Origin of the sequence: Thalassotalea sp. Sam97 (genome assembly GCF_041379765.1) — a bacterium.
Classification (GTDB): Bacteria; Pseudomonadota; Gammaproteobacteria; order Enterobacterales; family Alteromonadaceae; genus Thalassotalea_A; species Thalassotalea_A maritima.
The window spans coordinates 2,103,245-2,125,325 of record NZ_CP166919.1 but is presented as its reverse complement, the minus strand read 5'-3'; the positions used below and the strand labels follow the sequence as shown (position 1 = coordinate 2,125,325).

Genomic DNA, 22,081 nt, shown 5'->3' with positions numbered 1-22,081 from the left:
AACCTAGATAATGCGCCCCAAATTATCAACCAAAACTGATGTATAGAGAGTCGTGATGAGCGATAGAGATCACAAAACTATTGAACAAGCCGAAGCAGAAGGCAAATATATCCGCAAAGTGCGTAGCTTTGTAAAGCGTGAAGGCCGTTTAACCAAAGGTCAGGCACGTGCCTTGGAAACCTTGTGGGATACCATGGGATTAAATCACAGCGATGGCATGATTGATCCAAAACAAGTCTTTGCTAATGATAACCCGGTAACCCTAGAAATCGGTTTTGGTATGGGGAAATCGCTGGTTGAAATGGCCAAAAACGATCCAAATCGCAACTTCATTGGTATCGAAGTTCACCGCCCAGGTGTCGGCTCATGCCTGGCATTGGCTGAAGCGCAAGGCGTGAGCAACTTGCGTGTATACGAGCATGACGCGATTGAAATTTTAGCGGATTGTATTCCAAAGCAAAGTATTGATACCTTACAACTGTTTTTCCCTGATCCGTGGCACAAAGCGCGTCATCATAAGCGCCGTATCGTCAAGCCAGAATTCATTGAAAGCGTGCGTCAGGTTCTCAAAATTGGCGGTGTATTCCACATGGCGACCGACTGGGAAAACTACGCGGAGTGCATGTTAGATGATATGCGCCAAGCTGAGCACTTTGAAAACTTGTCAGCCACGAACGATTACGTACCTCGTCCAGATTCACGACCGTTAACAAAATTTGAAAATCGTGGTCAAAACCTGGGCCATGGCGTATGGGACATCCAATTTTCTCGCATTGACTGATCAGGCAATGACAGTGTCCAGGACAGCGTGTCTTGTTTTGTTAATAAAAAGCCCAAGGTGAGTATTTACCTTGGGCTTTTTGCTTGTCAGTAAGGCGAATAAGGCCTCGTTCGGCAAATATATCAAATGCGATAATTAGCCGATGATTTTGCCGTGAATGTTATAATATTCACCATGCTTAACATAATGTGGCGCCGCGTTTGCCAACATGGCTTGTTGCTCATCGGTCACTTGCTTGACGATTTTTCCAGGACAACCTAACACCATCGAGTTGTCTGGTACTTGCATCCCTTCAGGGATCAGGGCATTGGCACCGATGATGCAGTTTTTACCAATTTGGGCGCCATTTAAGATCACCGCATTGATACCGATTAAGGTATTTTCGCCAATTTCACAGCCATGGAGCATGGCTTTATGACCAACCGTAACATGCGCACCAATGTGCATCGGGTAGCCTTTATCAACATGTAGCACACAGCCATCTTGGATATTACTGCCTTTACCAATAGCGATGTGATCATTATCGGCGCGGATCACCACGTTAAACCATATGTTGACATCTTCAGCGATGCTGACATCACCAATAGCCACCGCCGTTGGTGCGATGAAGTTATTGCCGTGGAACTGCGGCTTTTTATTGTCGAGTTGATAAATCATGTTGTTTTCTCAAAAAATCGTCTGTCATTATTATTGTTATCGTTGCATCATGCCCTAATTCTCAACAAAATTGCAACGTCTGATCAGGCTAAGGTGCTTACTTGCTTTTGGTGTTGGGCAGATCGATTTCACGATGTTTATCGGCGGTTGAGACTGAATACTGGCGCGATGAGGGGCTTTGTTGCTATTATTCGCGCATTCATGATTAGTTGTAAAATAAGATGCGTTTAGATAAATACCTTTGTCGTTGTACCGAATTAAGTCGTAGTGATGCGAAAAAATTGCTGAAACAGGGGGCGGTGTCGGTTGATGGCAGCGTGCAAAAAGATCCTGGCTTTCAAGTCTATGAAGAATCGGACGTGCGCCTTAAGGGACAACGGTTAAGTTTATTGCAAGCTCGCTACATCATGTTGCACAAGCCAATGGATTACATTTGCTCCAATGTCGATGAGCTGTACCCATCGGTTCTGCACTTGGTCGATGTGGATCGCGCCTTTGACTTGCACATTGCTGGCCGTCTGGATGCCGACACCACAGGTTTGGTATTGATCACCGATGACGGTCAGTGGTCGCACCGTATTACCTCACCGAAAAAGCAATGTGCAAAGCGCTATCGGGTGCAGTTATCAAAACCGATCCCTACCGATGCGGTAGAGCGCTTTGAGCATGGCGTGCAATTGCAAAATGAAAAGAATTTGACCAAACCCGCGGTGCTAGAGGTGTTATCGGAAAAAGAGGCCTTGCTGACCATTACCGAAGGAAAATATCACCAGGTAAAACGCATGTTTGCCGCGATTGGCAACCGAGTGATAGGCCTGCATCGAGAGCAAATTGGTGATATTGAGTTGGACTCGCAATTGGCGCAAGGTGAATGGCGTTATTTAACAGAAGCTGAGATAGCCTCGATATCTTAGCCACCTCTGCCTTGTCATTGTTTCGATATCTTAATGGCTCAAGCTCGCCAATCGACCTTGTACATCGACCAGCACTCAGACGGTGTTATTTATCGCGAGCTCTGAGCCATGCTTATCCATTTACCGACTTAGCCTTTTTTCTGCTGTAGCTTATTATATTGTTCTAGCTGTTCTGGTGTCGCCGGTAACTGATGCTTCTCTTTCCACTCATCGTATGGCATACCGTAGACTTGCTCGCGCGCAGTGTCTAGGTCGACGTCTACGCCAAGTTTATTGGCTTCTTCCACTGTCCATTTTGAAAAACAATTACGACAAAACCCCGCCAAAATCATCAAATCTATGTTTTGAACATCTTTACGTGCGTCTAAATGAGCCAGTAACCGGCGAAATACCGCGGCTTGAATTTCTGTTTGTTTTTCCATGAAAGTATCCTTTGTTGCTAAATGACGTAAGGGCGGTTATTCACCAAGACTGCTGTGGACATCGGTGCCTGTGACATCGATGGCATCGTCATGCTTTGGTGGTTGAAAACGACGAATTTGCACAATCATTCCCATATAAGGGTGATCAAAATAATGGATTTCACCACTGATCACACGACGAGTTTGCTTAAACGGTATGGTGATTGTCTCACCATCTTGGTTTTTATCGAGCACATTGAAAAACGCGTCAATGAACAAATAATGATTTAAATGCACTTGGAACAAACCATCAAAGGTAAACGCTTGTGCTGCATCGACCTTGCTTTGCATCACCGGCGCAAGGGTGATATCAGCATCGCTGATCGTCGATTCATCCACTAACGGCGATAAAGCCTCAGCCGTTAAGGCGATTTGCTGCGATGCATCGGTCATCGTTTGTGTGGCATTTATGGTCTCGATGATATGCTGGCGAATGATACTATCGGCATCGGTACGAGTCAGCGTGGTTTGCTCATTCGGTTGCGATTGTGCCGCCAGTAGATGATTGTTACCAGCGATTAATTTGACTGGTCTGGCTTGCGCCAATGGTTTACCGACTTGACGCCACCCAAGATGCAATACCGGTCGAAACTCTTTTGAACGACTCATTGCTTGACGGATATTGGCAAGCTGCAATTGCTCGCTGGTTAACAGGTATTCGCTGCTCGCGTGCTGGTGCTGATCGCCAACAATAATGCGAGGAATTTGATAGTAATGCGAAGCAACACTTTCGATATCGCTAAAGCTGCTTGGGCAATCGCTTTGGGTTAACTCTCGAGGTAGCGTAACATCGGCGGAGCCATCTGTTAACGTATCGGTTAAGGCACCGTTGGTTATGCCACCTTCACTTGCGGCCGATGGTGTTGTCACGGAAGTGGTTGGCGACGTTTGCGTCGTTGTTTGATTGTGGTATAAAGCAAATTCTGGCGCGCCTTGGTAACCCTCAATTTTGATCGACTCATCGTTAAGTAATTTACGCACCATCGCTATGCGACTGGTGGTATCGTCGTTTGCAGGCTCACCATTAACGTCACTATCTGACGCTGTGCTGGCATTGATGGCCACCAGAGGTGAATCATAACCAATGCCACTTTGCTCAAGATGCTGTTGTGCCGTTAGAGTCATGTCGGTTGATTGCGTGTTGGGGTGTAAAACAAATGACGGCGGGCAATTACCAAGTTGTTGTTTGAGATTGAGTAATTTGTTGAGCTCTTTTGTCACCAAGGCAATCGGTTGCTTTTTGGTCAGCGCGTTGTGCGTCACTTGTGACGACTCGAACGCTTCATTCATCGCTCCTTTATCGGATAGCTGTTGCAATAAGATGACCTCGATTTCAAACCAACGCTGGTTTGATTCTGCTGCTGTGACTTTGGCGTTAAGGCCCACGGCCATCAATGCACTAAGCGCGGTTAACTGCCACAGCACAGAGCGAAAACGTTTTTGGACTGGATTTGATAACATCAATGAATAACCTTTGTTATTAATCTTGTTTGTTAATTGTACAACCATATTTAACTTCTTAATAATCATTGTATTAGGCAGTAAGGCTCGGCTCAAGTTGAGCAAGCAATTGTTTTACTGCCGATATTCTTTGGCCAGCATCGGCGTCGTTCAGTACAAACTTAAGTTTGTTGGCGCCGGCCATTTGATACACGGCTGGCTGGCTCTGGATCAGCTGGATGATGTGCAGTGGCTCGACACTGGTATCATCGTTAAATTCTATGCTACCACCATTGGCAGACGCATCAATGCGCTTAATGCCAAGTCGTTGCGCAATTAAACGCAGTTTGGCTTGGTGGAACATGTTTTTGGTTGCTGCGGGCAGTAAACCAAAACGGTCGATCAACTCGATCTGCAAATCGTCCAGTGCCTGAGTATCAACGGCACTGGCGATACGTTTATAAAACGATAAGCGCAAATTTACATCGCCAATATAATCTTCCGGTAATATCGCGGCGATTTTCAAATCGACGTCGCTTTGTCCGGCACTGAGTTCATCAAGGGACAATTGCTTACCTTGTTTTAACGCATCAACGGCTTGATCGAGCATTTCCATATATAAACTAAAACCAATGCTGGCCATTTGCCCTGATTGATCGTCGCCTAACAGCTCACCGGCGCCGCGAATTTCTAAATCGTGGGTCGCCAGCGCAAAGCCAGCCCCTAAATCTTCCAGTTGAGCAATGGCATCAAGGCGTTTTAGCGCGTCTTTGGTCATACGTTTTGGATGAGGGGTCAGCAAGTACGCATAAGCTTGGTGATGCGAGCGGCCAACACGACCTCGTAATTGATGCAGTTGCGCTAAGCCTAAGTGATCGGCTCGGTCCATGATAATGGTGTTCGCTGTAGGTACATCGATACCGGTTTCAATGATGGTGGTACACACGAGAACATTAAAGCGCTGATGATAAAAGTCACTCATAATGCGCTCTAGATCGCGTTCGCGCATTTGCCCGTGAGCGACGACAATGTTGGCTTCAGGTAATAACTCTTGTAATTCTTGTGCTGTCTTTTCAATCGTTTGCACGTTGTTATGGAGAAAATACACTTGGCCACCACGTAAGATTTCGCGCATCACCGATTCACGAATAAGGGCATTATCACGCTCGCGTACAAATGTTTTTACTGCCAACCGTTTTGCGGGCGGGGTGGCAATGATGGACAAATCACGCATGCCACCCATGGCCATATTAAGGGTCCTTGGGATCGGTGTTGCCGTTAGTGTTAAAATATCGACGTTGGCACGCAGACGTTTGATTTTTTCTTTTTGCTTAACCCCAAAACGATGCTCTTCGTCGACGATCAGTAAACCAAGGTCGTGGTATGTTATGTCATCTGACAGTAACTTGTGGGTGCCGATTAATATATCAACTTGGCCATTGCCAACCTGCTCGATAACCTGTTTTTGCTGCTTCGCGGTTTTAAAGCGTGATAACACCTCGATGTTAATGGGCCAATTGGCAAAGCGATCGTTAAAGTTTTCATAATGTTGTTGTGCTAACAGAGTGGTTGGCACTAACACCACCACTTGTTTGCCATCATTAGCGGCAATAAACGCGGCGCGCATCGCAACTTCGGTTTTACCAAAACCGACATCACCACAGACCAAGCGATCCATTGGCGTTGGCGAGAGCATGTCGGCAACAACGGCGTTGATGGCGTTTTCTTGATCGTCGGTCTCTTCAAAACCAAAGCTGTCGGCAAACTTTTGATAATCGCTGAGGTGTTGGGCAAACTGATGGCCTTGGCTACTTTCGCGTTTGGCATAGATATCTAACAACTCTGCCGCGACATCTTGGACTTTCTCCGCTGCTTTTTTCTTGGCTTTATCCCACGCGTCGCTACCTAAACGATGCAACGGCGTGGTGTCGGTGTCGCTACCACTATAACGTGAGATCAAATGCAGTGATGACACCGGCACGTATAATTTAGCCTCATTGGCGTAAATAAGGGTTAAAAACTCGGTGACGATGCCTTGGTTTTCAAAATGTTGTAAGCCATTGTAACGACCAATGCCGTGCTCAATGTGCACCACAGGTTGGCCGATGGATAATTCCGTGAGGTTTTTGAAAATCGCTTCGGAATTGGTTTCTTGCGATTTTTTGCTGCGTCGGCGTTGCTTAACCCGCTCGGTAAATAAGTCGTCTTCCGTGATTAAGGTAAACGTTAAAGCGTCAGTTTGGTAGGTAAAACCGCGCGCTAGGGCGTTCACCGTGATCGCAATGGCGGGTTGTTGTTCGACAAACTCGGTAAGATTGTTGACGGTTACCGGCTTGATTCCCGCTCGCCCTAACAGCTCAATCACCGACTCGCGACGGCCTTGTGATTCGGCAACAAACAAGACCGGTGTCGCCTGTTTTTGAGCACGGTCTAAATAGGCCCGTAACGCGGTTAACGGCTCTTTTAGTTGATGATTGACGGCCACGTCAACGAGCGCCTGTGTGGCAAACGTCAGTGTTTGCGCGTTGCTGCTTGGCGCATGATCGCCATTTATGGCTATGCGAGGGTATTGTTTAAATTGAGCAAACAATTGCTCTTTACTTAAAAATAACCGGCTAGGTGGCAGTAATGGCCGTAATGGGTTATGGCGTCGGTCTTCAAAGCGGTGCTCGGTATCGGCAATGAACTGAGCCATTTTTTGCTCAATACCGCCATACAGCATCAGCAGTGTGTCAGCAGGCAAGTAATCGAATAAGGTGGCTGTTTGCTCAAAAAATAGCGGCAAATAGTATTCAATGCCGGTTGGTATAATGCCTTTGGATACTTGGTAGTAAATCGACTCTTTATCGTTACTGACGTTAAATTGTTCACGGTACTGGCCACGAAAACGATTGATGGCATCGCTGTCGGTGGGGAATTCGTGGGCAGGTAATAAATCGATCCGATCTATGGTGTCGATTGAGCGTTGGCTATCAACGTCAAAGATGCGGATGGACTCGATTTCATCATCAAAAAAATCAAGACGAAACGGACTTTTGCTGCCCATCGGGAATAAATCCAACAATGAGCCACGGGCACAGTATTCACCGTGCTCGAGCACTTGCTCGACGGCTCGATAACCGCATTGTTCTAACTCGCGACGTAATTGAGAGATGTCTCGTTTTTCACCTGGGCAGATCAGTAAACTGTTGCTGTCGATATACTGTTTAGGCGCAATGCGATGACTTAAGGAATGCGCAGGGACAATGACAATACCGTTATCCATTCGCGACAATTGATATAGCGTCTGCAGACGTTGTGAAATAATATCTTGATGCGGTGAAAAGTTATCGTACGGCAGCGTTTCCCAGTCTGGGAACAGTAAAATCGATAACGATTTGTCGTTAATACTCCGCAACTCCTGCTCGAGTCTAAGGGCACAGGCGGTGTCTTGGGTAACCAATAAGGTTAGGCCACGGTGTTGCAGTGCGCTTTGGTATATCGCAATACTGTCACTCGAGCCGGCAAGGCCCAAGAACTGCATTCGATTTATTTTGTTATTCATCACCGAGTTAAACGTCGGTTGCAGCAGGTTGATTTGAGTCATAAAGTTGCAGTGAACGGCTTCGTTAATCCAATGGTTGTTATTAAGATGATGTTGTCAGTTTGCTGCCTATTTTATAAACAACAATGTTGTCTGGCTAACATCGTATTGTTACAGTTTGTAGAGCATCTCACTTAGGCGTTACTTACGTCAGGCTAAGCTCAGTAATATGCACATACAACAAAACGCCCATCATAGCACCATTGTGCTATTCAACCCAAGTTAGAAAGTGCTATGATAGCCAAAACCAAGGCATCGATTTTGGTGCGCCAATTAATTAATAAAAAACAAATGTTGCAGCCTGTTAGTTTCTACATCGGATATCGATATTCGCGCAGCCAAAGCCACTCTGGATTTGTCTCTTTTATCACCTTTTTTTCCATCGCTGGTATTGTCCTTGGCGTGGCCGCATTGATCACGGTGGTGTCGGTCATGAATGGCTTTGAAGGACAACTCAAACAACGTATTTTGGGCTTGGTGCCACACGTGGTGATGGAAAATTCACAAGGCCAAATTAACGAGGTTGAGCGCATACTGCAGACAGTATCTGACGATGAACGGGTTATTGGCGCCAGTCCGTATTTGCAAAGTGAGTCCTTTATCCAAGCACCAGGTAAGTTACAAGGTGTCCTGATGCAAGGGATTTACCCCAAATATGAACAGCGTTTTTCGCTGGTTGCTGACAACATGGTGGTGGGCAATCTCGATGATTTATACCCTGGTCAGTACAACATCATTATTGGCATGAAGTTGGCACGAAACCTTGATGTACAACTGGGCGATAAGTTACGCATAGCCTTACCAAACAAAACCATTTTTACGCCGATGGGGCGCATCCCGGTACAACGCCAATTTACCCTTGTTGGGGTTTTTCAGCTGGGCTCGCAAATGGACGAGCACATGGTGTTGGTGCATGGTGAAGATGCCGCGAGACTGATGCGCAAACCGCGCGATTACGTTGATAATATTCGCTTATATTTGCACGATGCCTTTGACGCCGATGATGTGGTCAGCACGCTTCGCGCACAACTAGCCGTGCAAGGTGAGGGGATGCAAACAATGCAATTTCAAACCTGGTCGCAATCGCAGGGCAATTTATTCGCGGCGGTGAAACTTGAAAAAAATATGATGTGGCTGATGCTGATGCTGATCATTGCGGTGGCCGCGTTTAATATTGTCTCGGCACTGGTGATGGTGGTGATCGACAAGCAAGGGGAAATCGGTATTTTACAAACGCTGGGGATGAAACGTCAGCAAATTTTGCATATCTTTATTTCCCAAGGGATGGTTAATGGCGTATTAGGTACGCTGATTGGTGCTGTACTTGGGGTGTTAGTCACGTTAAACATTAACAGTATATTGTCGCTGTTCAGTGTCAATATCTTAGGATCGGGCTTTGTGATGCAAGTGTTACCGGTTGAATTAAGAGCAGAGCAAGTTGCCGTGATAGTGGTGATGGCGATATTAATGAGTTTGCTGGCTACCTTGTACCCAGCGTATCGCGCATCGAAGACACAACCGGCAGAGGTATTAAGGAATGAATAAGGTATTAGAGTGTCAGCAGTTGGTCAAAGACTACGCACAAGGGCCACAAACGACACAAGTATTAACAGGATTGGACTTGTCGGTTGAGGCTGGCGAGTTAGTTGCCATTGTCGGTCGCTCGGGTTGTGGTAAAAGTACGTTCTTGCATTTGGCCGGGGCACTCGATACACCAACATCCGGCAGTGTGCTGATTAATGGTGTCGATATCTATACACTCAGTGAGCAAAAACGAGCCGACTTTCGCAATCAACATTTGGGCTTCATCTATCAATTTCATCACTTAATGATGGAATTTAGCGCCGAAGAAAACGTGGCGATGCCGTTATTGATCCGTGGCGATAAACCCAAGCACGCATTGGCGAGTGCGCGAGAAATGCTTGCTAAAGTCGGTCTTGAACATCGTTGTCATCATCGCCCATCACAGCTCAGTGGCGGTGAACGCCAGCGTGTTGCGATCGCTCGCGCCTTGGTAACGAAGCCATCGGTGATCTTAGCTGATGAGCCAACGGGTAATTTGGATTACGATACCGCGGAGCAAATTTTTGCGTTGATCAAAGAGCTAAACCAGCGCAGCGGCACCAGCTTTGTGATTGTTACCCACGATTTGGCATTAGCTTCGCGCATGGATCGACAGTTACAACTTGATCACGGCAAGCTTATTGAAATTGGTGAGACAACGCCGACCGCGTTAAGCGAAGATGCTGGTATGGCGTTTGATCACAAGGTACAGGGTTAATTATGTTTCGACCACTGAGTGCCTACCTAGGGTTACGCTATGTCCGTTCAAGACAAAGCTCGGGGTTTGCGTCGTTTATTTCGGCCTCATCGACCATTGGCATTGGCCTTGGGGTGATGGTACTGATCCTCGTGTTGTCGGCGATGAATGGCTTTGAACGAGAATTGGCCAAACGCTTGTTGTCGGTGATCCCTCATGGTGAGCTTATTGCCGTCAGTACGCCCATTGATAACTGGCCACAACGGGTTAAGGCACTTGAGCAATACCCTCATGTTGAACACGCGGCCCCAGTGGTCAAGCTCGGTGGTTTATTGCAAAAAGGCGAACATTTAAAAGCCTTAGAATTGCGCGCTGTCGTTGTCGAACGCGAGTTACACGTATCGAGTATCCGTGACTATATGCAACACGGTGATTTTCACGATCTCAGCGGCAATAGTCTGGTGATTGGTAAAGGTATTGCCAATAAGCTTGAGGCCAAACTCGGGGATACCGTGCAGTTGTTGTTACCGAGAAATGCCGATAATCGAGGTCAATTTGCCGCGCCGATAAAGCGCAATATGGTCATTGTTGGCATTTTCGATTTTGGCGGTACCATAGACGATACATTGGCGTATATGCCGCTGGCGTTAGGGCAAGAAATTGCCGATATTGGTGATAACGTGCACGGCATCCGGCTTGCGGTCAGTGATGTATTTCAAGCGTCGTCTATCGTACGTGAGGTTGGTTTAGAATTTGACGCCTATGTCTACATGAACGATTGGACACGCACCCAAGGCCATGTGTTTAACGATATTCAATTGGTGCGCACGGTGATGTTTGTGGTGATGTTATTGGTGATTGCGGTGGCCAGCTTTAATATCGTCTCGAGTTTGTTTATGGCGGTGAACGATAAAAAAAGTGATATCGCGATTTTAAAAACCATGGGGGCTAAGCCGCGTACAGTGATGTTGAGTTTTGTTTTTCAGGGCTTAGTCAATGGCGTGCTAGGTGCGGTAATCGGTGCACTTTTGGGCGTGTATTTAGCACTGAACTTAACGGACATCGTGTTGAGTGTTGAGCAAGCACTCAATGTTAAGTTTTTATCGGCGGATGTCTATTTTATCGATTTCATTCCAACCGAGCTCAATCCTCGAGATGTGGTGGTAACCGTGATTGCCGCTTTGGTGTTAAGTTTATTGGCAACCTTATATCCTGCTTGGCGGGCAACAAAAATTGAGCCGGCGGCGGTTCTCGGTCAAGGTGGCTAGGCGAGGCTTTTATTCGACGTGCTAAAGGTTAGGTGCGTGAGTTAACGCTTTTAGCTGAGTCTAGTGTCACATCGCTCAATCAGAGCCTGACACGTTAGGCCGTGTTAACTAGGTAACAACTAGGTAACCGTAAAAGCCCAAATGTTTATGCCATTTGGGCTTTTGTTTTGCATAGGCCATATCGATATATGATCTGCTGAGGGGGTGACATCAGGCGAGGCCGAACGTCTGTCGTGGCTGGTGTTGGTGGAGCAGGGACTTGGCGCCGTTTGCTCCAGTGCTCTGGTGTTAAGACAGTTTGTTACGACGCATCCGCTTTTTCCAGTTACGGCTTACTTGATAGCGCCATAATAGGTTAATGCTCACGTAACCAAGCACGGCAAAAAACGCGCTACAGGCAAAGCAGCCAAGTAAAAATGGTATCCCGACGGTAGACAAACTATCAACAAACCATTGCCAGCTTAACTCAAACGCAAATTCCTGCTGTGGTACGCCAATAAGTATGGTGCCAAGCAGGTAGCAAAAATAAAATATCGGCGGAATCGTCAAAGGGTTGCTGATCCACACCAAGACCATAGAGACGGCAATATTTGCGTGGCATAAAATCGCCAGACCCGCGGCAAATACCATTTGAAACGGTACCGGGACGAATGCCATAAACAGACCTATGGCAAACGCTTTTGATACCGAGCGGCGGTTTAAACTCCACAAGTTAGCATCATGCAATACATCACCAAATATTTTTAAATGTTTGTTTGCTTTGATGGTTTGGTGATCGGGTAAATATCGTTTAATGAGTTTCTTTGGCATGTTTTATTACATCGTCATTATTATCAAACAGGCGATAGTTCATCTCGCATGTCTACTATACTTCTTAACAGCCTGTGTAAATGCTATACAGATGATAATAAAACGGAATATATGCGATGGAACGGTGGCTGTTAATTTTTTTACTTGGAGCCTTTTGTGCCTGTTGGCTTGCCGCCAATATGCTTATATTCTATCTTGTCGTGGCGATTTTGTCTTGCTTGAACATGACATTCCTCAGCTTTTTTTTAGCTAAGCGCCGAGGTCGACAAGCTGTTTTCCTTACGCTAGCATTTTTCAGTGGCATGAGTTACGTTTGTGCGCATGCCCACCTCTATCAAACTCAGTTAGACGAGATGCTGAGTGATCTTACCAAACAAGCGTTGGTTTCGACAGAAGAAAACTCAACGACGATCAGGCTCGCAAACGCCGAACAGGCAAAGGTCGCGAATGCCGAGCCTGACGAGTTTTGGCGCCAACAACATTGGCTATCGCTGAGAATTGAATCACTTGTGCCGATATTTCCCAAACTAAAAACCTTGACTCCAACACCGCCATTAACATCAACAGCAACAGCGAAAGACAATCGGCAGGAGAGAAAATTCCGAGAATTTAAAGCACATCGTAATAATCAGCGAGTAACGCTGACTGTGACGATATTCGCAATCGACGGTATGACATTAGAGCGTCCACTAAGGGCACGCTTATCTATGAGGCAGTCTTTGATTGACGAGGTAACAGCGATAAGAGAGCTTGGGCAAAGCGGTGACATTGAGGTTTTGGCGAAACTAAAGCCGGCGCACGGATTTGCAAACCTGCACAGCTTTTCCTATCAGCGCTGGCTTACCAGTCAACGATTGTCGTTAACCGGTTATGTGAGCGCTGTCGGTGATAATCACATAACCCAATATGATCCTAGCATTCGCCAACGCGTGCAACGACATATTGCCCGCCGATATGTGTTGGCGCTTGGTTTGCCTTTTACCGGCACACCAGGGCAGCATACCAGTCCAGAGACGATGACCGCGAGAGATCCATTTCATGTACGCAACACTCATGACACTACCCATGCGCTAGCGGGGTTAGGTCACGCGGAACGTCATGATGATACGCTTAACAACCGAGCTAGCATAAACCCTGCACGTATTCGGCAAACGCTCGCTTATGTGCTGGCGTTGACCGTGGGGGATAAATCGGCATTAACGCCCCTTGATTGGCACTTGTTGTCTGCAACTGGAACGCAGCATTTGATGGCGATATCCGGATTGCATTTATCGTTACTCGCGGTTATCGGTTTGATGCTTGGGCGAGCCGTTTTAGTGTTGGTGCCCAGAGACGCTTGGATCCAGCGCTATGGTTATGGCTTGCCAATTCTTGTTAGTGTGTTTTTTGCTAGCAGCTATGCCTACTTAGCAGGCTTTTCGTTACCCACGACACGAGCCTTAGTGATGTTGTTGGCATTTTATGGGTTAAAAATCTCTGGCGTTGGCTTTAGCGTGGTTCGTTGGCTTGTCCTATCCTTGTGGCTCATTGTTATCATCGAGCCGTTTTCGTTATTTGATGTCAGCTTGTATTTATCGTTTTTGGCGGTGGTTGTCATTGTTTATGTGGTGTTTTGCTGTCGGCATCGGTTGATGCACTTAGGTCGGTGGCGTCGTTATATGTATACGCTATTGATGGTGCAATTGGCACTGTCGGTGGCATTATTGCCTATCAGCCAGTTATTTTTTGCGAATACCCCATGGTTATCATTACCAGCGAATATCATCACGGTGCCATTGATGTCGTTGCTGATTATTCCCTTGTTATTAATGGCGTCGTTGCTGTCGGTATGTGCTGATATAGCCGCGCCGTTATATCTTGTCATCTTCCACTGCCTTGATAGCATGCTGTTGTATTTAACGTGGCTTGTCGAATTTGGCTCAAACGTAGTTGCTGGCGCTGATGATAATCGGCTTGTTACTGAGCGCGGTGGCATAGGCTCTGGTGCTATAGATTATAGTGCAGGCATAACCACATGGATAGGGACCGCCAGCGGCTTATGGTGTCTAACCGCTGGCACCTTGCTGTTGTTTTTATCACTGAGTTTGGCATTACCTAGGCGCTATGTGTGTTATGCATTGGTGGTGGCAAGTCTCGTTTTTAGCTCATGGCGCTGGTTAAGTCCAACAAAACCGCTTGTTGATAGGGGCAATGACAATAGTGATGTGCAATTAGCGCCAGCTAACGTACAGGCTGAAAAACCGCGAGCGTGGCGACAACATGTGAGCGAGGTACAACGCATCGCTATAACTAAGGCGCAAAGTACAGATATGAGCAAGACGCACGACTCGTCATGGCAGTTAACCGTGTTTGATGTTGGTCATGGTTTGGCGCTACTCATTGAGCGCAATGGCCGTGGCATTATTTATGACACGGGCGCTGTATTTGCCAGTGGGTTTAGTATCGCCAATGCGATTATTGTCCCGTATGTAAAAAGACGGGGATTAGCCATCGATTACATCATTATCAGCCATGGCGATAATGACCACGCTGGTGGTGCATCGGTATTAATCGATCAGTGGCCGAGCAGTTTAGTGATCAGTAATGCACAACAGGTTAGGCGGCTAAAAGCTAATGCTCTGCCGTGTGTTTCCGGACACGGTTTGTATTGGCAAGGCTTGACGCTGTCGTTTTTATGGCCTTTGCAAGCGGTAGGTGAGGAAAATGATGACTCATGTGTCTTGACTATTCAAAGTGCCGTTCATCGCCTGCTGATCCCCGGCGATATCTCTGCCAAGGTTGAGCATTATTTATTAGCAAATGCGTCGTTATCGGCGGTGGATGTGGTTGTTGCGCCGCACCATGGTTCGAAAAGCTCATCATCGGTGGCCTTTGTTGAGCAACTTGATGCAGACTATGTGGTGTTCTCAACAGGCTTTATGAACCGTTGGCAGATGCCCAATGAACAGGTGGTTGCGCGTTATTTATCCGCAGGAAGTCAGCCGTTAACCACCGCTGATCTTGGGATGATCACCCTACACTTTGGTGAACAACAGGGCAACGCGATGATATGGCATCACAGCGCTCGCCAAGATTTGTTGCCGTTTTGGCCGTTTCAATAATACCAATTACACTCAGTTTGTGTCTGTAACGGTCCGCTATGGTTGGCCTATTTGCTGGGAGTATATGCATGTGAATTCGTGGCAAACAGAGGATCTTTAAAGGGTACTAATGGGATTTACAACGGGTTTAGCTAGGTAAATCGTCATCGGGAGTTAAATCTTTGCCAAATTTAAGATAAAATGCTTGGATCTAATATGATAATAAGCTCTATCTGAGACCCACATGCCAAAAAAAGAGCCACAATCTGACACTATAGATACAGATATGAACACCGAAGCTGTCGTGGTGAATGACGCAGCGTCAGTCAATGCGGAGCCTGTGAGTACATGGCATAATTTTAAACGCCTATTTGCTTACACACGCGGACTGCGTGCTGGCTTGACGGTATCCATTATTGGGATGCTCGCGTATGCCGGCGTTGATACTCTGTTTTTCTCGCAGCTACAACCTCTGATCGATGATGGTTTAACCAATGCCAACCCCAATATTTTAAAATACGCACCGATTTTTGTACTCGTCGCATTTTTGTTGCGCGGTGTCGCCCATTTTATTGCCACCTATTGTTTGGAATGGGTGGGTAATCATGTGGTGATGCGCTTACGTCAACAATTGTTTGAACATATTGTTGCTATGCCGGTGGCCTTTCACGATTCGGAATCAACCGGCTCTTTGATCTCAAAAATTACCTACGATACCGAGCAGTTACATAATGCGGTATCAAAAGCGTTAGTCACATTGATCCGCGAAGGGGCGTTTGTTATCGGTTTGCTTGGCCTGATGTTTTATCACAGCTGGCAACTGTCATCGATTTTCCTATTGATCGTGCCGATTGTGGCTGCCATTGTGGTGGTGGTATCAAAGCGATTTCGCTCGGTCAGTCGTCATATTCAAAAAATGATGGGCGTGGTCACCAGTGCCACTGAGCAAACCTTTAATGGTCATAAAGTGGTGCTGACGTTTGGTGGTCAACAACGTGAGTTTGACCGTTTTGCCGATATCAACAATCAAAACCGTCAACAGCGCATGAAACTGGTGGCGGCCAAAGCGGGTAGCGTGCCGATCATTCAAATTATCGCCTCGTTTGCGTTAGCGTTTGTGCTTTATATGGCAGGGCAAGACGGCTTTGTCGATAATTTAACACCAGGGGTGTTTACCACGGTGGTCACCTGTATGATCATGATGCTACGACCGCTGAAGCTACTTACCACCGTTAATAGTGAATTTCAGCGCGGAATGTCGGCAGCCGCCAGCGTTTTTGATGTGCTTGATCAACCGGTCGAGCAAGATAGCGGTTCATTACCGCTTGAGAAAGCCACTGGCCATATTACTTTTGACGATGTGACGTTTTCTTATAAAAATGCCGATAAGCCGGCGTTGAATAACGTCAGTTTTTCGGTAGAGCCAGGTAAAACGCTGGCCTTGGTAGGCCGCTCGGGTTCGGGCAAGTCGACCATCAGCTCGTTGCTGCTGCGCTTTTATAACGCCAACCATGGTGCGGTGAACATTGATGGTGAAAATATTCGAGATTATGTGCTCAAAGATGTGCGCCGCCAATTTGCCTATGTGTCGCAGCAAGTGGTGCTGTTTAATGATACATTAGCGAATAATATCGCTTATGGTAGACCTGATGCCAGCCGCGACGCGATTGAAGCCGCTGCAAATGCGGCGCATGTAACGGAATTTGCCGATAACTTGCCACAAGGTTTAGATACCAACATTGGTGAGAATGGCTCACTGTTATCAGGTGGTCAACGCCAACGTGTGGCGATTGCGCGTGCGCTGCTGTGTGATGCGCCGTTTTTGATTTTAGATGAGGCGACCAGTGCTTTAGATACCGAATCAGAGCGCCATATTCAAGATGCACTGCAAACGTTGCAAAAAAATCGCACCTGTGTGGTGATCGCCCATCGTTTATCGACGATTGAAAATGCGGACAACATTATCGTCATGGAGCAAGGTCGGGTGATAGAGCAAGGCACTCACAGTGAGCTGATCACAGCCCAAGGAGCGTATGCGCAATTGCACGCTTTTCAGTTTGGTGAATAACAAGCAAATTAGGGATTGCGTGTGCGTTTAATTGAAAAAGCTTGGTATCAAAATCACCCCGTCAAATGGCTGTTATTGCCGCTAAGCGGTTTGTTTTGGTTACTCAGTGCCATTCGTCGGCTTTTGTATCGGCTGAAACTATTGTCACAACCGGCGCTTGATGTGCCCGTGGTGATTGTGGGCAATATTGGTGTTGGCGGTAATGGCAAGACACCAATGGTGGTATTGTTGGTTGAGCAATTACAACAACGTGGTATTCGTGTCGGCGTCATAAGCCGTGGTTATGGCGGTCAAAAGCGTAACACCCCATTGCAGATTGATGATAGCGTCAGTGCCGCAGAAGGCGGTGATGAGCCAGTACTGATTTATCAGCGCACCAAGGCACCAGTGGTCATCGGAGCCGATCGCGTTGCGGCAGCACAGACGCTCATTGAGCAAGGTTGTCAGCTTATTATCAGTGATGATGGATTACAGCATTATCGCCTTAAACGCGACGTGGAACTGGTGATTGTGGATGGTAACCGCCGCTTTGGTAATGGCTGGCTGTTACCTGCTGGGCCATTACGGGAAGGGCAGTGGCGTTTACAGCATGTAGATCAGGTGATTATTAATGGCGGCGTAGCCAAAGACAACGAATTGCTGATGACATTGCGAGCAACCCATGTGATAAACCTTATTAGCGGTGAAAAGCAAACCGTTGCTGACTTTATAAACGCACATGGCCAACATGGTGTTAATGCCTTAGCGGGGATTGGCGATCCACAGCGCTTTTTTAACACGTTAGCACAACTTGGCTTTAGCTTAGCTCGGGTGCAAGGGTTTGTTGACCATCATCATTTTCAAGCAGAGGACATCGCCCAGTTTGAGCATAACCTTCCTTTATTGATGACTGAAAAAGATGCGGTAAAATGCAAACCTATCGCTCATCAGCAGTGTTGGTATTTACCGGTGGATGCGAGTTTTTCGCCATCACAACATAACCAATTAATTGAACTTATTTTATCGAGATGTGAACCTTATGGCTTTTGATATGAAACTGATGGAAATTCTGGCTTGCCCAGTATGTAAAGGCAAACTGGCATTGAGCCAGGACAAGCGCGAGCTGATTTGTAAATTTGATAAAGTCGCTTACCCGATTACCCACGATATCCCGGTGTTACTCGAAGGGGAAGCCCGTAAGCTCAATCAAGAGAGTGAGGCATAGTCGCAATGACCCCTAAATTTACCGTGGTTATTCCCGCTCGCTACGATTCAAGTCGCTTGCCGGGCAAAGTGCTTGCCGATATTCAAGGTAAGCCAATGATCCAATGGGTAGCGGAAAAGGCGATGGCCTCAGGTGCCGACAAGGTGATCATTGCTACTGACAACGATAAAGTGGCCGCTGCAGTTAAGGCTTTTGGTGGTGATGTATGCATCACCCGAGCCGATCATCAATCGGGCACCGAACGTTTGGCAGAAGTGGTGCAAACGTATGGCTTTGCGGATGATGAGATCATCGTTAATGTACAAGGTGATGAGCCGTTTATCCCCAGCGCTAACATTCGCCAGGTAGCCAATAACCTCGCGAGTCAGGAGAAGGCGCGTATGGCGACCTTGGCGGTAACTATTGACTCGGTGGAAGAAGCACTAAATCCTAACGCGGTGAAAGTGTTATGCGATAAAGAGGGGTATGCTCTGTATTTTTCACGAGCGACCATTCCTTATGACAGAGAGCGCTTTTTAAATAACGATGTTATCAAGGATATCGGCGATTTTTATTTACGTCATATCGGTATTTACGCCTATCGAGCGGGTTTTATTAACGATTATGTGGCTTGGCCGACCAGCGCCCTTGAACAAATTGAAGCGCTAGAGCAGTTGCGCGTCTTGTATCAAGGCGAGCGCATCCATGTGCAAGTAGCCAGTACCCGTATGCCGGTTGAAGGGATTGATACTTCGCAAGATTTAGACAAAGCTCGCGCGTATGCCGCTTCTTTATAAGTGACCGGTCATAGTAACCATATAGCTTATCCAAACAATCTGCGCCGTTAATTCGTTTGACGGCGCATGTCCTCGCGCCATTGGCCGATATTTTGTTATAAGAAATAACGGATTTGCTGATTCAAAACGCTCTATAAGTTGTATAATTTTTAACATTATTAGGTTGTTATCTTTATTTTATTTAAGTACTAGGCTAAACATATAATCAATTGGATGTGCCAATATTGATCATCTGTAGTCGATACTAATAACCAAAAGCTAGAAGTCAATGACGCTAACTCACTTAAAACAATTAGAAGCCGAATCTATCCATATCATCCGGGAAGTTGCTGCTGAATTTGATAATCCAGTCATGCTTTACTCGGTTGGTAAAGACTCTGCCGTTATGTTACACCTTGCATTAAAAGCCTTTTACCCGGCGAAACCGCCATTTCCACTGATGCACGTTGATACCACCTTTAAATTCAAAGAAATGATTGAATATCGTGATCAAATTGCCAACAAATATGGTTTAGATTTGATTGTCCACATCAATCAAGAAGGGGTTGAAGCGGGTATCAACCCCTTTGATCACGGCAGTGCCAAGCACACCGATATCATGAAAACCCAAGCGCTAAAACAAGCGCTTAATAAGCATCAGTTCGATGCTGCGTTTGGTGGTGCTCGTCGTGACGAAGAAAAGTCACGTGCTAAAGAGCGCGTGTACTCATTCCGTGATAAAAACCATCGGTGGGATCCAAAAAATCAACGTCCAGAGCTTTGGAATGTCTATAACGGTAAAGTAAACAAGGGTGAAAGCATCCGTGTATTCCCTTTATCAAACTGGACAGAGCTTGATATCTGGCAATACATTTACCTAGAAAACATCCAGTTGCCATCATTGTATTTAGCGGCACAGCGTCCGGTCGTTGAGCGTGATGGTACCTTGATCATGGTTGATGATGAGCGCCTACCTCTGGCGGTCGGTGAAGAGCCTGAAATGAAAATGGTGCGCTTTAGAACTCTTGGCTGTTACCCATTAACTGGTGCGGTGGAATCGAATGCCACAACATTACCTGAAATTATTCAAGAAATGCTGTTAACCAAAACGTCTGAGCGTCAAGGACGAGTGATTGATAAAGACGCAAGTGGCTCGATGGAAAAGAAGAAAATGGACGGTTACTTTTAAGTGACTAGCTGTAGATGGTTAGCTAACGTGTGAACGATTTTGGCCACATGTTATATGTGTCTGTAAGGGTATAAGAATGAACCAAGAGCAAGCATTAATTGAACACGATATTGAAGCGTATTTACGCGCTCATGAAAACAAGGACATGTTACGTTTTCTAACCTGTGGTAACGTTGATGACGGTAAATCGACATTGATTGGCCGTTTATTACATGATTCAAAGTTGATCTTTGAAGATCACATGGAGGCAATCAAGTCCGACTCAAAGAAATTTAATACCACCGATGGCGAATTTGACTTGGCGTTACTGGTTGATGGCTTGCAGTCTGAGCGTGAGCAAGGTATTACCATTGATGTTGCTTATCGTTATTTTGCCACGGAAAAACGTAAGTTTATTATCGCTGACTGTCCTGGTCACGAGCAATACACGCGTAATATGGCAACCGGTGCGTCCAATTGTGACTTAGCGATAGTGATGATCGATGCCCGCTATGGCGTACAAACACAAACCAAACGTCATACCTACATCGCCTCATTGCTTGGTATCAAGCACGTTATTGTGGCGGTGAATAAAATGGACTTAGTCGATTATTCGCAGCCGTTATACCGAAAAATTAAAGAAGAATACCGTCGCTTTAGTAAAAACTTACATATCCCTGATATCCGCTTTGTCCCAATTTCAGCATTACGTGGCGATAATGTGGTAAATCGATCTGACCATATGACGTGGTACCCAGGCGCGACATTAATGAGTTTGCTTGAGACGGTAACACTGTCCACAGATAATAACCTAGATGATTTTCGTTTGCCGATACAGTATGTGACTCGCCCTAATTTAGACTTTCGTGGTTTTTGTGGCACTATTGGCGGCGGTGTGATTAACGTTGGCGATCTGATCACCGCATTGCCGTCAGGTAAAAGCTCATCGGTTAAGGCCATTGTCACCGCCGATGGCGAACTGCAATCGGCCACCGTTGGTCAGGCGGTTACACTGACGTTAAACGACGAGATTGACATTTCTCGCGGTGATGTGATTGTTCGTTCGAACAAACTCGCTGATGTAACTGAGCATTTTGAAGCACACGTTGTTTGGATGGGTGAAGCAGCGTTACAACCGGGTAAAGAATACGAGTTTAAAACGGCAAGTAAGAACGTTTATGGCCGTGTTGATGACATTAACTATCTAATTGATGTGAATACGTTAGCCAGCCGTAAAGGAAGTGAACTTAAATTAAATGAAGTCGGATCATGTAATATTACGACCAATGGTGCCGTGGTTGTTGACTCATACGATAAAGTCAAATGCACAGGTTCTTTCGTTATTATTGACCGATTGACCAACATCACGGTGGGCGCGGGTATGATAACCAAAACGTCATTAGTACCGGATCCAACAAAAACAGAAGCACTGCGTCAATATTCGCAATCGGAAGTTGAACTTAACGCGTTTATTCGTAAAAACTACCCTGAATGGGACTGTAAAGCCATTTGATCTCGGATAGCAAGCAAAGGCGGTGTCAACCGCCTTTTTTGATGAATACGTTAGCTACAGACGGTTAGTGTTAACACCGTTTGCGGTTAACTCTTTTTCAGAATAAAGATTAAAACCTA

Annotated in this window: 17 protein-coding genes; 12 read left to right on the top strand and 5 right to left on the bottom strand. The window is 46.3% G+C overall.

Annotated elements, in window-relative coordinates; genetic code table 11:
- Positions 1 to 55 precede the first annotated feature (55 nt).
- Positions 56 to 781 (top strand): tRNA (guanosine(46)-N7)-methyltransferase TrmB, encoded by a 726-nt coding sequence (trmB, locus tag ACAX20_RS09515; protein ID WP_371185742.1) that lies wholly within the window; start codon positions 56 to 58, stop codon positions 779 to 781.
- Between the two features lie 135 nt (positions 782 to 916).
- Here trmB and ACAX20_RS09510 read toward each other — a convergent pair whose 3' ends face one another.
- Positions 917 to 1,438, bottom strand: a complete 522-nt coding sequence (locus ACAX20_RS09510; protein WP_371185740.1) for a gamma carbonic anhydrase family protein — start codon at positions 1,436 to 1,438, stop codon at positions 917 to 919.
- A gap of 221 nt (positions 1,439 to 1,659) precedes the next feature.
- On the opposite strand from ACAX20_RS09510, the gene rsuA reads away from it, so the two are divergent.
- Entirely contained in the window at positions 1,660 to 2,352 is a 693-nt protein-coding gene (gene rsuA, locus ACAX20_RS09505; protein ID WP_371185738.1) for a 16S rRNA pseudouridine(516) synthase RsuA, read from the top strand.
- Positions 2,353 to 2,480: 128 nt separating this feature from the next.
- Here rsuA and ACAX20_RS09500 read toward each other — a convergent pair whose 3' ends face one another.
- From ACAX20_RS09500 to mfd, 3 genes are all read right to left on the bottom strand, one after another.
- On the bottom strand, positions 2,481 to 2,774 hold the full coding sequence (locus ACAX20_RS09500; RefSeq protein ID WP_371185736.1) for a DUF1244 domain-containing protein: 294 nt from the start codon (positions 2,772 to 2,774) through the stop codon (positions 2,481 to 2,483).
- Positions 2,775 to 2,810: 36 nt separating this feature from the next.
- Positions 2,811 to 4,274 carry a CsiV family protein gene (locus ACAX20_RS09495; protein ID WP_371185734.1) on the bottom strand — a complete coding sequence of 488 codons (1,464 nt, stop codon included), beginning with the start codon at positions 4,272 to 4,274 and terminating at the stop codon, positions 2,811 to 2,813.
- 73 nt (positions 4,275 to 4,347) lie between these two features.
- Positions 4,348 to 7,839 (bottom strand): transcription-repair coupling factor, encoded by a 3,492-nt coding sequence (gene mfd / locus ACAX20_RS09490; RefSeq protein WP_371185732.1) that lies wholly within the window; start codon positions 7,837 to 7,839, stop codon positions 4,348 to 4,350.
- Positions 7,840 to 8,070: 231 nt separating this feature from the next.
- On the opposite strand from mfd, the gene ACAX20_RS09485 reads away from it, so the two are divergent.
- Genes ACAX20_RS09485 through lolE form a run of 3 tightly spaced genes read left to right on the top strand, consistent with a single transcriptional unit; the run spans position 8,071 to position 11,364 of the window.
- Positions 8,071 to 9,381, top strand: coding sequence for a lipoprotein-releasing ABC transporter permease subunit (locus ACAX20_RS09485; protein ID WP_371185730.1), 1,311 nt, complete (start codon positions 8,071 to 8,073; stop codon positions 9,379 to 9,381).
- Positions 9,374 to 10,117 carry a lipoprotein-releasing ABC transporter ATP-binding protein LolD gene (gene lolD, locus ACAX20_RS09480; protein WP_371185728.1) on the top strand — a complete coding sequence of 248 codons (744 nt, stop codon included), beginning with the start codon at positions 9,374 to 9,376 and terminating at the stop codon, positions 10,115 to 10,117. The genes ACAX20_RS09485 and lolD overlap by 8 nt, the downstream gene beginning before the upstream one ends.
- Before the next feature lie 2 nt (positions 10,118 to 10,119).
- Positions 10,120 to 11,364, top strand: a complete 1,245-nt coding sequence (gene lolE, locus ACAX20_RS09475) for a lipoprotein-releasing ABC transporter permease subunit LolE (RefSeq protein ID WP_371185727.1) — start codon at positions 10,120 to 10,122, stop codon at positions 11,362 to 11,364.
- Positions 11,365 to 11,652: 288 nt separating this feature from the next.
- Here the strand turns inward: lolE and ACAX20_RS09470 are convergent, their stop codons facing one another.
- A complete protein-coding gene (locus ACAX20_RS09470) occupies positions 11,653 to 12,174 on the bottom strand; it encodes a DUF2062 domain-containing protein (RefSeq protein WP_371185725.1) in 522 nt (173 codons plus the stop codon).
- Between the two features lie 302 nt (positions 12,175 to 12,476).
- Between ACAX20_RS09470 and ACAX20_RS09465 the strand changes: the two genes are divergently transcribed.
- The 7 genes from ACAX20_RS09465 (at position 12,477) to cysN (ending at position 21,962) form a co-directional block, all read left to right on the top strand.
- Positions 12,477 to 15,275 (top strand): ComEC/Rec2 family competence protein, encoded by a 2,799-nt coding sequence (locus ACAX20_RS09465; RefSeq protein WP_371185724.1) that lies wholly within the window; start codon positions 12,477 to 12,479, stop codon positions 15,273 to 15,275.
- A 223-nt stretch (positions 15,276 to 15,498) separates the two neighbouring features.
- Positions 15,499 to 17,322 (top strand): lipid A export permease/ATP-binding protein MsbA, encoded by a 1,824-nt coding sequence (gene msbA / locus ACAX20_RS09460; RefSeq protein ID WP_371185723.1) that lies wholly within the window; start codon positions 15,499 to 15,501, stop codon positions 17,320 to 17,322.
- Positions 17,323 to 17,343: 21 nt separating this feature from the next.
- Positions 17,344 to 18,351 (top strand): tetraacyldisaccharide 4'-kinase, encoded by a 1,008-nt coding sequence (gene lpxK, locus ACAX20_RS09455; protein ID WP_371185721.1) that lies wholly within the window; start codon positions 17,344 to 17,346, stop codon positions 18,349 to 18,351.
- Positions 18,341 to 18,526, top strand: coding sequence for a Trm112 family protein (locus tag ACAX20_RS09450; RefSeq protein ID WP_371185719.1), 186 nt, complete (start codon positions 18,341 to 18,343; stop codon positions 18,524 to 18,526). Before lpxK ends, ACAX20_RS09450 begins: the two co-directional genes overlap by 11 nt.
- A 5-nt stretch (positions 18,527 to 18,531) precedes the next feature.
- Positions 18,532 to 19,302, top strand: coding sequence for a 3-deoxy-manno-octulosonate cytidylyltransferase (gene kdsB / locus ACAX20_RS09445; protein ID WP_371185718.1), 771 nt, complete (start codon positions 18,532 to 18,534; stop codon positions 19,300 to 19,302).
- Positions 19,303 to 19,570: 268 nt separating this feature from the next.
- Entirely contained in the window at positions 19,571 to 20,470 is a 900-nt protein-coding gene (gene cysD / locus ACAX20_RS09440; protein WP_371185717.1) for a sulfate adenylyltransferase subunit CysD, read from the top strand.
- Between the two features lie 76 nt (positions 20,471 to 20,546).
- Positions 20,547 to 21,962: a sulfate adenylyltransferase subunit CysN gene (cysN, locus tag ACAX20_RS09435; RefSeq protein ID WP_371185715.1), complete on the top strand. Its 1,416-nt coding sequence runs from the start codon at positions 20,547 to 20,549 to the stop codon at positions 21,960 to 21,962.
- The last annotated feature ends 119 nt before the right edge of the window (positions 21,963 to 22,081 follow it).